At 32.7% G+C, this 13,837-nt stretch carries 17 protein-coding genes; 9 read left to right on the top strand and 8 right to left on the bottom strand.

Annotated elements, in window-relative coordinates; genetic code table 11:
- Positions 1 to 4: 4 nt before the first annotated feature.
- The 7 genes from ABW637_RS01490 (at position 5) to ABW637_RS01460 (ending at position 5,101) form a co-directional block, all read left to right on the top strand.
- On the top strand, positions 5 to 538 hold the full coding sequence (locus ABW637_RS01490; protein ID WP_367582854.1) for a hypothetical protein: 534 nt from the start codon (positions 5 to 7) through the stop codon (positions 536 to 538).
- Positions 539 to 685: 147 nt separating this feature from the next.
- Positions 686 to 1,099, top strand: coding sequence for a hypothetical protein (locus tag ABW637_RS01485; RefSeq protein ID WP_367582853.1), 414 nt, complete (start codon positions 686 to 688; stop codon positions 1,097 to 1,099).
- 80 nt (positions 1,100 to 1,179) lie between these two features.
- Positions 1,180 to 1,713, top strand: a complete 534-nt coding sequence (locus tag ABW637_RS01480; protein WP_367582852.1) for an SMI1/KNR4 family protein — start codon at positions 1,180 to 1,182, stop codon at positions 1,711 to 1,713.
- 2 nt (positions 1,714 to 1,715) lie between these two features.
- Positions 1,716 to 2,780, top strand: coding sequence for a hypothetical protein (locus ABW637_RS01475; RefSeq protein WP_367582851.1), 1,065 nt, complete (start codon positions 1,716 to 1,718; stop codon positions 2,778 to 2,780).
- 88 nt (positions 2,781 to 2,868) lie between these two features.
- Positions 2,869 to 3,582, top strand: coding sequence for a DUF5071 domain-containing protein (locus tag ABW637_RS01470; protein ID WP_367582850.1), 714 nt, complete (start codon positions 2,869 to 2,871; stop codon positions 3,580 to 3,582).
- A 9-nt stretch (positions 3,583 to 3,591) separates the two neighbouring features.
- Positions 3,592 to 4,518 carry a hypothetical protein gene (locus ABW637_RS01465; RefSeq protein WP_367582849.1) on the top strand — a complete coding sequence of 309 codons (927 nt, stop codon included), beginning with the start codon at positions 3,592 to 3,594 and terminating at the stop codon, positions 4,516 to 4,518.
- Positions 4,519 to 4,540: 22 nt separating this feature from the next.
- Positions 4,541 to 5,101 carry an ankyrin repeat domain-containing protein gene (locus ABW637_RS01460; protein ID WP_367582848.1) on the top strand — a complete coding sequence of 187 codons (561 nt, stop codon included), beginning with the start codon at positions 4,541 to 4,543 and terminating at the stop codon, positions 5,099 to 5,101.
- Between the two features lie 86 nt (positions 5,102 to 5,187).
- On the opposite strand, the gene ABW637_RS01455 is transcribed toward ABW637_RS01460, so the two are convergent.
- The 3 genes from ABW637_RS01455 to ABW637_RS01445 all read right to left on the bottom strand — a co-directional run bounded on the left by ABW637_RS01455 (position 5,188) and on the right by ABW637_RS01445 (position 7,763).
- Positions 5,188 to 5,388 (bottom strand): hypothetical protein, encoded by a 201-nt coding sequence (locus ABW637_RS01455; protein WP_367582847.1) that lies wholly within the window; start codon positions 5,386 to 5,388, stop codon positions 5,188 to 5,190.
- Between the two features lie 248 nt (positions 5,389 to 5,636).
- Positions 5,637 to 5,843: a hypothetical protein gene (locus ABW637_RS01450; RefSeq protein WP_367582846.1), complete on the bottom strand. Its 207-nt coding sequence runs from the start codon at positions 5,841 to 5,843 to the stop codon at positions 5,637 to 5,639.
- A gap of 192 nt (positions 5,844 to 6,035) precedes the next feature.
- Positions 6,036 to 7,763, bottom strand: coding sequence for a helix-turn-helix domain-containing protein (locus tag ABW637_RS01445; protein ID WP_367582845.1), 1,728 nt, complete (start codon positions 7,761 to 7,763; stop codon positions 6,036 to 6,038).
- A gap of 470 nt (positions 7,764 to 8,233) precedes the next feature.
- Here ABW637_RS01445 and ABW637_RS01440 point away from each other — a divergent pair, with 470 nt between their 5' ends.
- A complete protein-coding gene (locus ABW637_RS01440) occupies positions 8,234 to 8,665 on the top strand; it encodes a TerB family tellurite resistance protein (protein ID WP_367584442.1) in 432 nt (143 codons plus the stop codon).
- A 31-nt stretch (positions 8,666 to 8,696) separates the two neighbouring features.
- Here ABW637_RS01440 and ABW637_RS01435 read toward each other — a convergent pair whose 3' ends face one another.
- The 5 genes from ABW637_RS01435 to fbp all read right to left on the bottom strand — a co-directional run bounded on the left by ABW637_RS01435 (position 8,697) and on the right by fbp (position 13,172).
- Entirely contained in the window at positions 8,697 to 10,244 is a 1,548-nt protein-coding gene (locus tag ABW637_RS01435; RefSeq protein WP_367582844.1) for an ATP-binding response regulator, read from the bottom strand.
- A gap of 5 nt (positions 10,245 to 10,249) precedes the next feature.
- Entirely contained in the window at positions 10,250 to 10,744 is a 495-nt protein-coding gene (locus ABW637_RS01430) for a Rab family GTPase (RefSeq protein WP_367582843.1), read from the bottom strand.
- Positions 10,731 to 11,555, bottom strand: a complete 825-nt coding sequence (locus tag ABW637_RS01425; RefSeq protein WP_367582842.1) for a cell envelope biogenesis protein OmpA — start codon at positions 11,553 to 11,555, stop codon at positions 10,731 to 10,733. The genes ABW637_RS01430 and ABW637_RS01425 overlap by 14 nt, the downstream gene beginning before the upstream one ends.
- An 18-nt stretch (positions 11,556 to 11,573) precedes the next feature.
- A complete protein-coding gene (locus ABW637_RS01420; protein ID WP_367582841.1) occupies positions 11,574 to 11,927 on the bottom strand; it encodes a fructose 1,6-bisphosphatase in 354 nt (117 codons plus the stop codon).
- Between the two features lie 246 nt (positions 11,928 to 12,173).
- Positions 12,174 to 13,172, bottom strand: coding sequence for a class 1 fructose-bisphosphatase (gene fbp / locus ABW637_RS01415; RefSeq protein ID WP_367582840.1), 999 nt, complete (start codon positions 13,170 to 13,172; stop codon positions 12,174 to 12,176).
- 165 nt (positions 13,173 to 13,337) lie between these two features.
- Between fbp and ABW637_RS01410 the strand changes: the two genes are divergently transcribed.
- Complete coding sequence (locus tag ABW637_RS01410) at positions 13,338 to 13,817, top strand: GNAT family N-acetyltransferase (RefSeq protein ID WP_367582839.1); 480 nt, start codon at positions 13,338 to 13,340, stop codon at positions 13,815 to 13,817.
- Positions 13,818 to 13,837 lie beyond the last annotated feature (20 nt).

The raw sequence follows: 13,837 nt of genomic DNA, 5'->3' as shown, positions 1-13,837 counted from the left end.
ACCTATGAGCATAACCAATTATAAATATCAAAGAAACTTCAATACCGAAGAATATGATAGAGCGCATAATCTTTTCTATCTGTCTATTCACCCAAAGGCCAAAAAACTGATAGGAAATAAAAAGGATGCAGACGATGATTTGACCAAAGTATCCAATATTGTAATCTATGATGTAACCCATAAACGCTCTAAAGTATTATTTGACAATGTAACAGACAAAGAAGTGATTACACATCTGCTTTTCGAGACTGGATATGATGAGAAAATGCAGGAAATTATATTTAATAGACAGAGTAGTAAAATCCAAAATAATCACGCTATTGCACATAGACAAACGTACAATCAGCTACTGATCTGTCAGGAAAACATAGATACGCACGATAAAAAACTATGGATTAGTAAAAAAGATGGAAGCTCCTTAACCTTGTTGGCAGAACTTGATCCTACCACCGAATGGCGACTTGATGTATACAATCGTAAGATTAGAACATTTAGGAGAAGCACAGAAAATCCTTCTATTCAGGATTACGATTGGTGATTCTTTGTTCTCTTGATAAGCCGATTATAATTGGTGTATTCATTGCAATGTATAAAGAGGTTCCGCTTTATTAAGAGGGTCGAAATCCCTGAAATTACGTTTTACTTTCACATCATAATTAATCTTTAATCTTAAAAAACAAAAATTATGAGTTTAGCAGAAAAACGAGCAATGAAAAGTTTCAAAGAAAATATATATCCCGATTTAGAAAAAAAGATTTTGGATGCTGCAGGCTACGATCTAGAGTTAGAAGTTAACTTTGACACATTAGGAAAATATAGTGCCGATGATACTACAGATTATACAAGATTTTATGATAATGATCTCCCTAAGATCTATTTCGAGCCAGTAGCGTTAGCACTAGCAGAAATAACACATGATGAGATAGGCAAGGAAGCATTACAAGAAGCAGTAAAGAAATTGATAATCACTAATACGTACAAAGTGACAGGGGCTACACTTGAGGACGGCGTATTGACTTTTGATTATCGTTTCACCAACGCCAATGAGGTAGATAATCGTAAGCAAATGATTGTCCAGGCGTTGGAAAAAGCTCTTTAATACTATTGGGCTTTGTAATTGACCACCGAACTCAATGGGGAGAGTTCGGTGGTTTTTTTTATATTCGATAAAAAGGAGAAATGAAAAAGAAATGGGATGAAATTATAAAGTACTGGAAAGGCTTTGATACAGTTTCGCTAGATAGTCTAAATTCTGGTGCAAGCCTCGATGAGTTATTACTATTGGAAAGCTATATTGGTCAAACCCTCCCAAAAAAATTTAAAGATTTCTATCAAATACATAATGGATGGAAAGAATCTGTTATTTTACCACACCCCAGTCAGCTTCTTTCGACCGAGGAGATTCTGGATCAATGGAATTTATTAAATAGACTATACAATAATGAAGTATATGAAGAAGACGAATATTACCAAAGTTCTTCGGGTACTAAAGAAGTAAAAAAAGTAAAATGGAATAAAAACTGGATTCCTTATACAAGATGCTCTAGAGGCCGAGATTTTTATTGCCTTGATTTCGACCCTTCAGACCATGGAGTTAAAGGACAAATATTATTTTTTTCTATTGACCTTGGAGATAGAGAGTTTGTTTCTACATCTTTTGAGCAGTGGATTGAAAATTATGTGCATAATCTATTAAAAGAAAGAAAGTCATAAGGATGAACAACAAAGAAAACAATACCATCATTAATGAAGAGCATTACCGTTTAGCTCCATTTTCATATGGTGAGGATTTTAAGCAGGATGATGTCAATGTAACTATGGTCTCTCCTTTGCTTTTGGCCACGGGCGTTGTTCATTTTTTACACACCTGTACTGATTCTCGAAAAAAAGAAGAAATATGTAAACAACTTAAGATTTCTGTAGATGGTTATGTGTCAGACAGGTTTTGTATTTATGTAGAAGATCAAACCGGCCTTTTACCATTGGCCGAATATCTTGAAAAGAAAAAAAGTAAGCTCAATGCACCATTTTATCTCTCAGAATACTTTGATTATGTTTCTGTAAATACTGCCGAAGCTTTTAAATTTAATCCAGCAGAATGTTATAAAAATGTAATCTCCTACTATCACGGAATACCCGGCTGGCCTAATCATAAGTACATTAAAAAAGAATATATGAATTTGCCATCCTGGGAACAAAAAGACCTATGTCATACCTTTATTGACTATTTTTCGACGCACAGGATCGAACCCGATGTGCAAAAGAAACAAAGAGCATATGATTGGTTACTATCTACTAGAAAATACAAGCGACTTCTAGTATTAGGAAAAGTGTTTCCTACTACCCCTAATTCTATGATGTTATATGATAAAAGCGCTAAATCAAGTAAAACGCAGTATGATACTCCCGAGAAAGTAGAAGAAAAGTTAAATTCTCTTCTAGAAGGAATGATAAAATTAATAGAGTCTATTACTTTATTTACTGGCAATGCACCTTATTTTGGGAACTATAATCTTCAATCATTAAAGGATATTTACAACCATCACAAAGGGTTTACATACAATATATATAACCCGATTTTTAAGAAATTATCTTTCAAAGGGACACAGCTTAATCATTTTATGTTTTTAGAAGAATGCCGGCGCTTGGCAGATGTTCATTTGTATCATGAGACTTCGAAGGAAGAGTACACAATTCTTGATAATTTTTCGAGAATGGTTAATACAATATTCAAACAGATACAAGAGATTACCGATCAGGCGATGAGAAGAATGTGGTAAGCCTATATTTCTTAAAACAAAGACCTCTCAATCAAGCGGTACGATATGTTATAAACTTGTACTTATCTTAGTTAAAATTATTAAATATATGAATACAAGTGACCATGTTTATATTCTACAAGCCATGCGTTTTTGGTTGGATGATATGCACAGAAAAAATTATGAGCGAATCGGCATAGATCCAGATGACGAAGAGTTTATGATGCAAGTATCTATGAATTTTGACAAATTGTTTGAGGAGTACCAACAGGCATATGATCCCAATACTAATATGGTGAACCCAGAATTATTAAAATGGGAAGCATGGAAAGTATTACCTCAATGGCCAGAAGATCTTGCTTCGTATTTTCCTGAAGACAAAAGTGCTGTAGAAAAAGCCAGAGCTTTAATGCAACTTCCATTCGAGACTATCGAACCTTGTTTGCCGATTTTACTCACTTGGTTGCAAGACGTAAATTGGCCCATTGCGGCAGCTATTGTAAAACCGCTTAGAATGCTAAAAGAAAAACTGGTTCCTGCATTAAAAGAAGTTGTATTAATGGCGATACAAACCGAAGATCATTTTTGGGCATACAATCTTGTACAGCAATTAATTAATGAGCTTTCTACAGAGGATATTCGCCCTTTAGAAAATGAGTTATGTCGTTTGGTTAATAGTGAAGATGAAGAACTGGGAGTCATGGCATTAATGTTGCTTTCTAGACATAATCTTTGGAATACAGAAATGATACAAAAATGGGCAAAAATAAAGAGAGGAGCGTATGCCGAATGGGTAAAAGAACTAGATCAAATAATTGATTAAATAAAAACAATGAACCTAAGAAATACATCAGACCTAATATCATCAAGAGAAATTAATCCAAGATGGAGTGTGTCTGTCGAAGTCCCTCATAAAACGACAACAACATGTATTGGATTAATTACTCCAAATGTTAGCGAAAGCCGATGTTTTAAACTTAAGGGATTGATTGTTTTGTTAGAAGAAGCATTACAAAAGGATTTGTCTGAAGAATCAGCCTCCTTGCTTACTCGAGTATTTAAGGTACTCACCAATGAACTCTATAAAAAGAATGATTTAAATACCAATAGCGTTAGCACCAAGAAGAAACAATGGATCGTTGCCTTAACAGAAGCAATACATCTTATTTCGGATACAGAGCTTTCTTATGAAATTGAGGATGGTCGTAAGTTATTATGGTTTCTTGATCAACACAAACAATGTTCTGAAAATGTAGCTTTTGAATTAGTATGGGGTAATGTTGAGGACATGTTTCGAATGGGGGGACTACCTTGTACCAACTTTCTTTCAATAAACTCAAAAAGAGAAATTAAAGAAGTATTATGGTTAGAGCATGATTTTACTCATAGTTACGGTATCGACAGACTATGGCTTACCAATGAATGGTTAGAAGATCCTATATTGTTATACATCTGTAAGCAATCGGGTGGCGATGTTACTACCTTCGAACGTTTTTTTTATAGCGCATTAGATCCTTACAAATACCAGAATCTATTGCTAACCGTAGAAGAAGTATTACCCGTTTTTATCAAAATAAGAGATTGGATACAATCACAATCGTATATACATCTTGTAGATCTTTTAGAACAAAAAGGTATGCTTCCTGTATATTTGAGATATTTCAAAAAAAAGGAGTTAGAACAAGACCTGGATACGTTGATAGAAAAATTAAATAGTGTTTCCTTAAAGGACAAAATATTCAAAGAAATCTCTTTTTGAGAATGTTAACATAATTTACTAGATGATGAATATAAGAGAAAAAATAAAAGCATTATTTAAAAATATCGATAGTATAGATATTCATGCAAAAGATGCAATGGGCGAAACCGCGTTAATGCATGCATGTCGCCAAAATCTGGATGCAACTGTAGAATTACTCATAAAAAAAGGTGCTGATGTAAATTATTATAACGAGAAAAGTATTGGTGGGCCAACCACCGCTTTAATGCATGCGGCAGAGACCAATGCCTTAGAAACGGTAAAACTTCTAATAGATAACAATGCAGAGATAGAGGCTCATCATAAAGTAAATGGTATGACCGCCCTTATGTTTTCTGCAAAAAATGACTCAAAGGAGGCAGCAGAATTGTTGCTGCAATCTGGTGCTAAGCTCGAGGCAAAGACTTTTGGGCCAATAGGCGCAGGTAAAACGGCTCTTGTTTTTGCGGCGACAGAGAATCATAGAGAAATTGTAGATCTTCTAATTCAAAAAGGCGCCAAAATTAAGCCATTAAGAGCGATTGATAGGAAAAAAATTCCTGTGGCAATGGTGAAATGGTTAAAAATGAAAGGAGTGCTTTGATTGTTAGAAACCATGAAATATAAAAAGGCCAAAAATCATTGATTTTTGGCCTTTTCAATACATTTTTTAATCAGTATTAAGTAGTCTTATTGTTGACAAATATCTGTTATATCTTCATTATCAGGGTTCGTTTTGGTTTCAGTGGGACATGTCCAATTATCACAAGTATCACCAGTATTAACTGGTAAGACATCAATAAGGCCAGGTATATGACCACCTTTAATATGATGTAAATTGTTGAGTTTGGTAATGGTAATTTTTCTCAGATTTAATTTTTTGTTTTTCATTTTTTTTACTTTTAATGTGAGATTGAATCAGAAATAATAAATTATTATAAAAATCATTTTCAATTCTTTAAAAACAGCAAGAGAATTGCGCTACAGACATTGCGTTTCCCCGATTAAATATCTATGGAAAATTAGTTTATCATTATTACTTCAAATAGGGTTGATAATACAACAACTGCATTATTTTTAATTGCTTCTTACTTTTTACTATGCAGGAAATACAATTTTTTAAACAGTATTGAGTATTCTTAGTCTGGACAAATTTCTGTTAAATCTTCATTGTCAGGGTTTGTTTTGGTGTCATCTGGACATCCAGCTTGGATACAAGTCTGAATGCTAAGGCCGTTGTCAAGAGTAGGTACACCTGTAAAACCAATTTGCCCTCCTCTAATATGATCTAAATTATTGAGTTTAGTAATGGTGATTTTTCCCAGGTTTAATTTTTTGTTTTTCATTTTGTTTACTTTTAATGTGAGTTTGAATTAGAAATAATAAACCCGTCTAAATTATTCTACAGATATTGTATTCCCCAATCGAATATCTTCATAGAATAGGTTTATTAATTTGACTTCAAAGATAGTTGATAATATAACAACTATTTTATTTTTTTATTGCGGCTTGTTATTTTTCTGATAACACTTGCTATTTCAACTTTGACTAATTTCTAGTTGTTTTTCTAATTCTTTTATAAAGTATGAAGGATGAATTCCATTCAGTTTATAAAAAGCTTTCGAAAAAGCATCGGTGGTATTAAAACCAATTTCTTGTGCAATTGCTTTTATCGTATACTTTCTAAATTTAGTATCTGTTTTTAGTTTTACTATAGATTGATCTATTCTTAAATCATTGATATATTGATTAAATGATTTCTTTTTATAGGTGTTGATAATTTTAGAGAGATATTTAGAATTGGTCCCAAATTTCTTTGATAATACATGTATTGATAAATTAGATTCAATAAACCCCAATTCGCTTTCAAAAATGGTTAATTGGTTAAGAATCTCTTTTATACTCTCTTCGGGGATAGCAAGTTTTGTTTTCTCTTTAGGCAGTACTCGCTGTTTTTGATTAGTGTCTTTGTAGTAGAGTTCCTCAAAACGTTGTTTGTATTGCTTTTGTCTTCGTCTATTAATCAACCACAAAGCGAACAATATTAAAGTAGCAGCTGCTAATATACCAATCACCATATAGGATGTTCGTTTTCCGGTTTCTAAGCTATCTATAATTTCTTGTTTTTCTGAAAGTAACCTGGGAGTGTCATAATCCTGTACAACCGTTTTTATGAGATATCGATAATTGGTATGTAGTACGCTATCTACAGTGATTAACCGTTCAATGTATTTTAACTGATTATCCTGATCACCCAGCTTTTTATAGTAATTGATTAAGATTTCATAGTTTTCCCGATTATTAGGCATAATCTCGGATATTTCCTGAAATATATCATCTACCTTAATATGCGCGGTAATGGCTTCTTTTTCTTTTCCTAAGGCTGCTAGTGTTTTACCATAATAAAAATAGGCCATAGAAAGATTAGCTTCATCTCCATTGGTTTTTAATTTTTCAATGGCAATTGATAAACTATCCTTGGCGTTTGTGAAGTTCTTTTTATCAAATAGATTAATGCCTTCGTTTAGGGTGAAATAATACTTAAAATCTTCTTTATTGAATGTTATTGATTCTTTATACCCAAGAGTATTAATAATGGTTGCAGAATCTAGTTTTTTGTTTAAGTTATACGTATCAGATAGTGCAAATAATGTACTTAAATATATACTGGGTTTACTTTTCTTCAGCTTTAAATAATACTTATAACATTCTCGAAGCTCTTCTAATGCCGTTTTATGTTCTCCAATTCTACTTTTTAATACACCAATACTTTTTTTACTAACATAAAAGAGGTTAACGTTGTTAGCTTCTTTTGCTTTTTCATTGGTTTTAAGATGCAGATCAAGGGCTTTTTTAAAGTTTCCTTTATTGTATTCGAGTTTTCCTTTAATAAAATAGGATAGGGCTGGGTAGAATTTGGTATTCAAATTCTTAGAAAATAGAATCATACTATCCACATATTTCTCGGTAAGTACATTATCTTTAATAATACCCGAGTAATAATGAAAACCATTTACTATTTTAATAGTATCGACATCTTTTTTTGCTTTATAAAGATAGGTTTGAGCATACTTAAATGCTTTTGCCGAGTCTCTTGCATTTTGAGACACCATTTTTTTTAGATAGGCATATTCTTTGGTGAGTAAGCTATCAGTAGGAGTTTGAAAGGCAAAAAGATTGACACTGCTACAGGATAGGAATAGTATAAAAAACAGAGGTGTAAAATACATACTTTTTATACGTGATAGCGTAATAGTACACGGCATCTATAGATATTTTGGTTACACAAATTTAAATATTTACGTATAAAAAATGCAATGTTTAGTTTTTATGTTTTTTGATAGTACTAAGCGAATACTTCTTATCGTAAAAATAGATTGCTCTTGATTACTATTTATTAATTTGATTTTCATTGTTTTGTGATTTTTTTAATACCTGCTGATTCCCAGAAAACACAAGATATTTTCCTTGAAAAGAGGTCTACTTCGTTTGTTTAAATAAAACGAGCTTTTCTTAATAAACGTAAAGTATGTATTGAAGTTGCGATTATAATTTACTTATTACAAAAGCAAAGACATATTCTCTCATTCGAAGTAATTTAAAAAATCAACCACCGAGGTCTAAATTTTTACGGTTACCTCTAATTGCATGAGAATATACTGAAAAAAGGATCATTAGAAATTTTAAAAGGAGTAGAGTTTAGTTATATTTGCGGCAAATTAAACAAAAGTACATGATGTCAATATCTGATTTATTTGATAGCGGGTTTCAGAAGCGAAATAAAGATCATTTTGCAGCAATCGTTAAAGTAGCGATGAGTGATGGTGTAATCACAGATGAGGAGAAAGCCTTTTTAGACAGGCTGGCTCGCAGACTGGATATTTCTGAGACTGATTACAAAGAAATTTTAAAAGATTATCAATCTCATCCCATTAACCCTCCGGTAAGTTATGATGTGCGTTTAGAACGTCTGTTTGATTTGTCAAGAATGGTATATGCAGATAGTATTAAAGGCGATGAGCAGGTTGTTTTGTTAGAAAAACTTAGTATAGGATTAGGGTTTAGTTCTGAAAACGCAAAATATGTGGTGGATAAAGCGCTAAACCTTGTAGGTAAAGGTATTGATGTAGATGCCTTTGCCGAAGAAATTAAGAATATGAATAGATAGTCTACCTATTCTACAGATATACAAAGGCTGCCTAATCGGCGGCCTTTTTTGCTATTTGTTTTGTGATTTTATACAATAGATCTTTTTGCTCAAATGGCTTATGAATAAAGTCGTCCATTCCCGATCGAATACATTTATCTTTTGTTGATTCATCGGCCTTTCCCGAAAAACCAATGATGGGAATTTCGGAGATAAATTTATCTCCATAGTTATTTCTAATCATACCGGTGGTTTGAAAACCATCTATTTTAGAAACAGTAAGATCCATCAAAATCAAGTCATATTTACGCCGCTCTATATATTGAATGGCTTCTTGGCCATTTATAGCAATATCAACAAAAAAATTGCCTTGAGAAATCAATATTTTCATGATCAGATATTGTGTGATTTCTTCATCCTCTACAAGAAGTATCCTAAATTTTCCCTTGTTTTCGGGTAGTTTATATTTTTTCTTCTTCCTTTGTTGGAGCGATGCAGCGGTTTTAGTCACCTCAAACTTAAACGGAAGTTTAAGATTAAATGTAGTTCCTTTTTCTGGTTGACTATCTACTTTTATTTCGCCATTAAAAAGGTCGACCAGGTTTTTTACAATGGCAAGCCCTAAACCAGTTCCAGAAATTTGCCTATCCAGATTAAAACGGGTAAAGCGTTCAAAAAGATGAGGTATATTTTCTTCAAGTATACCTATTCCGGTATCCTCAATTTTAAAATTAAGACTTAATTTATTGGTGCGTTGGTAGTTTTTGCTTATCGATAAGGTAACGCTCCCTTCTTCCGTGAATTTGAATGCATTATTCAATAAATTATTTAAAATTTGATAAAGCCGTGTTCTATCTCCGATTATATATTCTTGTATGTTGGGATCGATATTAATATCAAAAGCTAGTTCCTTTTCTTCGGCTATTTTAGAATATGATTCCCTAAATCCATTAATTAGACTTTCGAATGAGAAACGCTCTTCGACAATTTTTAATGTTCCGGATTCGATTTTAGAAATATCAATCATATCATCAACAAGGGCATTAAGGTGATGACTTTCTCTTTTTATGATTCTTGTGAGTTCTTCTTGCTCAAAACTTAAGTTGGTTTTCTCTAAAACCTCTACAAACCCCAAAATACTAGTCAATGGGGTTCTTATTTCATGATTAATGTTGGCAATAAAGCTATTTTTGAACTCTTCTTTTTCTAATAAATATTTATTTTTAAGCTCTAATTCTTTAGAAATTAGAATGGATTCATTTCTTTGTTGTGCGCTCTCGTTAAGTTCTTTATATCTGCGTGTATAATCAAAAAAGGTAAGCACTATTTCTTTTAAATCTAGCCTAATAGATACATCACATATTTTTTCTGATCCATTATTTTCTAAATGAATACATGGAAAACTAAATTCTGTACTAGACGGATCGTAATCTTCAACGAAACTTCTTAGTATTTCAAAGAAAGGATGCGCATCATAGATAGAAGTGCCTTTTTTCCAATCAAATAAAGCACCGTCGGTTTCTATAATAACGCCATCAGAGGAAACCGTGGTAAGTTGAACTTTTTGATCGAACTTCGATTGAGAGTGCTTGCTTTTCATGATCCTTAGGTTGTTATTTCTTCTGCCAGATCTAAAAAGAACTTTTGTACATTTTTATTGGTTTTAGCACTAGTCAAACAATCGAAAGGAACATCAAGTTCTTTGAGTTGTTTAACAATAACCCGTTCACTAACCAAATCTAATTTGTTACCTATTACCTTAGTGGTAACTTTGTTGTAAGTTTTTTTGAGATATTCTAAATCTTGATTCAGATTTTTATAGGTGTCTTCTCTTGTTAGGTCAAAAACATAAATAAAGGCATGTGATCCCAGGAGATATGATTTTCGGGTATCTTCTACACTATCCGAATGCCCTTCGGTATCCCAGATAATCATAGACAACTCTCTGCCATTGGGTAGTTGAACTACCTTCTTTTTTATCTGAACTCCTAAAGTAACTTTATATTCTTCAGAAAATTCGTTATCTATAAAACGCCTGAATAATGACGTTTTTCCAACACCAAAGTATCCTAAAAGCACTACTTTTTTAGACAATTTCATCTGCAAAATGTTTTTTTAATTTTTGTGTAAAAAGTGAACTGTTTTCTAAATCTTTACGTGAAATATGATTTTGGGCAAAATCCAAAATCTGATCTTCTAAAACTTCTTTGAACATCATATTATATGCTCCTGATATTACAGCCGCAATATAATAAGAATAAAAATTTTGAATATGTATGGTGTATAGTTCATATTCTATGGTTTCTAAATTTTGATCTCCGCCTTCAAAGGCATCTTCAACAAAACTTTTAATTGCAGTTAACATTCCGGCAACCATTTCTTTATCTATGGTGCTCTCTGATAATGGACTGTAATCGGCAATTAAGATCCCAGAGTTTTTTTCGATAACAAACATTTGAATAAGCCTGGGCTTTGAGTACTCTGTTAACGCCAAATCTCCTTCAGTAATTCCTTGTGCCTTAGCTCTTGTTTTTCTGAACCAGTTCTTAAAAGAAAACGCTTTTTTAGTCTGCTTGCTTATATTTTCGCTAAGCAGTTTCATTTCATGAGCGATATATTTCTTAATCATCTTACCTATGATGGGGAACAGTGCTTCTACTACAGCGTCTTGGGAGTTTTTAATTTCTTCTTTTAAAGCTTCTGTAATAGTGGGACCCAGGGTTTGGGGGATTTCTTCAACAAATTTATCTAATTTGTCATCGATAATGGGATCGACTTTATGAGAAAGTTCTTGTTTTTGATGAACGATCTTACTTAATTCTTCTACCTTTTCGGCAATGGAGTCGGTATACTCTTTTTCTTCGGTGAGAAGGAGTTCTTTGAGAATTTTAAGTTTATCCTGATCTTCCATAACTCGTGGATAGAAGGATTACTTTTGATTTATTTTTTCACCCATAGCGATAAGCAGATCACCTAATATTTTCTTATCTACTTTTTTAGAATCCAACATGTCCGCTTTATCTGCCAGGTTATCTTCTAATTCTGTAATTCTAATATTGATATCAGTACTTAGGTTATCAATGGCTTGGTGTAATTCTTTGCGAGTATCATCAATAAAATCTTCTAGCTCTTTCTTTTTTGAAGAAATATCCCTTTTTACTTTTTCAAACTCTGAGTTGTATGCGGCGATATTTTCCCCAAATATCAGGTTTTTAATTGCTTCTATTTTTGAAGAAGGATCATCAGATGTTTTTTCTTCAACAGCCTTAGTTTCTTTAGCCATTTTTGGTCGATTTATTAGATTCTTACTTTGAACTTACTTGTAAAATTAACATAAAATATGTTAAAATATAATGATAAATAACCTATAATGTTAATTTTATTATAGTAATGTTCGTTTTTAGTTAAAGATTGTAAACGTTGTTTAAATTTAAAATTGCGGGGTAAGTATCATGAGATGATATAAATATATCAATTATTATTCTTTAAAAAAAGAATAGTGAAATAAAGAGAATATCCAGGATAATAATTACTTCATAAAAGACTCTACTTTATCTACCATGTTTTTACTTCCACATACAAAGGGAGTACGCTCATGTAGTTGAGTAGGTTTTATATCAAGAATTCGTCTATATCCATCACTTGCTTTACCACCAGCCTGCTCTGCAATAAAGGCCATAGGGTTACATTCATATAATAAGCGTAGTTTTCCGTTAGGAGATTTTGAAGTATTTGGATACAAGTACACGCCTCCTTTTATCATATTACGATGGATGTCACTTACTAAAGAACCAATATATCGTGAGGTGTATGGGCGATCTTCTTTTTCTTCTTGACAATATTTTATATAATCTTTAATTCCTTGCGGAAAATGTACGTAGTTACCTTCATTTACCGAATATATATTTCCGTCTTCAGGGAATTTCATGTTAGGGTGTGATAAATAATAGGTTCCTAATGCTGGATTAAGTGTAAATCCATTAACACCATGACCTGTGGTATACACAAGCATGGTAGAGGTCCCATAGATGATGTAACCTGCCGCAACCTGCAAGTTACCAGGCTGTAAAAAATCATCTAAAGTAACCGGGGTTCCTGTTGGCGTAACTCTACGATAGATAGAAAAGATAGTCCCTACAGAAACATTTACATCTATATTAGAACTACCATCCAATGGATCCATGAGTACTATATAATTATTGCGATGATCGTTTTTTTGACCTTTTATAGTAATAAATTCATCATTTTCTTCAGAAGCAATTCCACATACAATTTCTCGATTAGTCAAGGTATTGATAAAAGTTTCATTGGCTAATACATCCAGTTTTTGTTGATCCTCGCCTTGTATATTTGTTTCTCCAGCAGCTCCTGTGATATCTACTAATCCGGCTTTATTCACTTCATGATTCACCATTTTTGCAGCCAGCCTAATAGAATTAATCAAACGGGAGAGTTCCCCACTTGCATACGGAAAGTCTTTTTGGTTTTCAATAATAAATTCTCCTAAGGTTTGATTCTTTCGTGCCATTTATGATGGATTTTATTTGGTGCAAAAGTATTATTTTTTAGATAACTATAACGTTTTCGGAAGTTTAAATTTAAGAATTATAAAAACAGAAATAACCGAAGTATAACATTAGAAAATCTTCTGGTTTCTGAGACATATTTTATAGTTTTGATAAATTTTTCTATCATGAACTACATAATTAGAGACGCCATACCTCAGGATATGGATCAAGTACTGGATTTAATTCGGGAATTAGCTACTTTTGAGAAAGAACCAGATGCTGTAGAGGTTACAGTACAGGAACTTGTGAATGAAGGTTTTGGAGAACATCCGCTTTTTCATTGTTTTGTTGCCGAGGTAGACAATAAAATTGTAGGGATAGCATTAGTCTATTATAGATTTTCTACCTGGAAAGGACGCTCGATCCATTTAGAAGATTTAATTGTTAAAGAATCAATGAGAGGAACCGGGTTAGGGAGTGCTCTGTATGCAGAGGTAATAAAGTACGCCAAATCCAAGGGAGTACGAAGAGTAGAGTGGGTGGTTCTGGATTGGAATAAAAATGCCATTGATTTTTATGAAAAAAGCGGAGCCAAACTTCTTAAAGATTGGTATCTGGTACAAATGGATGAAAATGGTGTAGATAAGTTTATTGCAGAATTATAATTTTTTAACGATACTATATA

The organism is Aquimarina penaris (assembly GCF_040786285.1).
Taxonomy (GTDB): Bacteria; Bacteroidota; Bacteroidia; order Flavobacteriales; family Flavobacteriaceae; genus Aquimarina.
This window is presented reverse-complemented; position numbering and strand designations above follow the sequence as displayed.

Excerpts from the sequence above, each read along its gene's own strand:
- ABW637_RS01465 (WP_367582849.1), top strand. The coding sequence starts at position 3,592 with ATGAACCTAAGAAATACATCAGACCTAATATCATCAAGAGAAATTAAT.
- ABW637_RS01485 (WP_367582853.1), top strand. The coding sequence starts at position 686 with ATGAGTTTAGCAGAAAAACGAGCAATGAAAAGTTTCAAAGAAAATATA.
- ABW637_RS01470 (WP_367582850.1), top strand. The coding sequence starts at position 2,869 with ATGAATACAAGTGACCATGTTTATATTCTACAAGCCATGCGTTTTTGG.
- ABW637_RS01480 (WP_367582852.1), top strand. The coding sequence starts at position 1,180 with ATGAAAAAGAAATGGGATGAAATTATAAAGTACTGGAAAGGCTTTGAT.
- ABW637_RS01490 (WP_367582854.1), top strand. The coding sequence starts at position 5 with ATGAGCATAACCAATTATAAATATCAAAGAAACTTCAATACCGAAGAA.
- ABW637_RS01445 (WP_367582845.1), bottom strand. The coding sequence starts at position 7,763 with ATGCCGTGTACTATTACGCTATCACGTATAAAAAGTATGTATTTTACA.
- fbp (WP_367582840.1), bottom strand. The coding sequence starts at position 13,172 with ATGGCACGAAAGAATCAAACCTTAGGAGAATTTATTATTGAAAACCAA.
- ABW637_RS01410 (WP_367582839.1), top strand. The coding sequence starts at position 13,338 with ATGAACTACATAATTAGAGACGCCATACCTCAGGATATGGATCAAGTA.
- ABW637_RS01420 (WP_367582841.1), bottom strand. The coding sequence starts at position 11,927 with ATGGCTAAAGAAACTAAGGCTGTTGAAGAAAAAACATCTGATGATCCT.
- ABW637_RS01430 (WP_367582843.1), bottom strand. The coding sequence starts at position 10,744 with ATGAAATTGTCTAAAAAAGTAGTGCTTTTAGGATACTTTGGTGTTGGA.
- ABW637_RS01425 (WP_367582842.1), bottom strand. The coding sequence starts at position 11,555 with ATGGAAGATCAGGATAAACTTAAAATTCTCAAAGAACTCCTTCTCACC.
- ABW637_RS01460 (WP_367582848.1), top strand. The coding sequence starts at position 4,541 with ATGATGAATATAAGAGAAAAAATAAAAGCATTATTTAAAAATATCGAT.
- ABW637_RS01440 (WP_367584442.1), top strand. The coding sequence starts at position 8,234 with ATGTCAATATCTGATTTATTTGATAGCGGGTTTCAGAAGCGAAATAAA.
- ABW637_RS01435 (WP_367582844.1), bottom strand. The coding sequence starts at position 10,244 with ATGAAAAGCAAGCACTCTCAATCGAAGTTCGATCAAAAAGTTCAACTT.
- ABW637_RS01450 (WP_367582846.1), bottom strand. The coding sequence starts at position 5,843 with ATGAAAAACAAAAAATTAAACCTGGGAAAAATCACCATTACTAAACTC.
- ABW637_RS01475 (WP_367582851.1), top strand. The coding sequence starts at position 1,716 with ATGAACAACAAAGAAAACAATACCATCATTAATGAAGAGCATTACCGT.
- ABW637_RS01455 (WP_367582847.1), bottom strand. The coding sequence starts at position 5,388 with ATGAAAAACAAAAAATTAAATCTGAGAAAAATTACCATTACCAAACTC.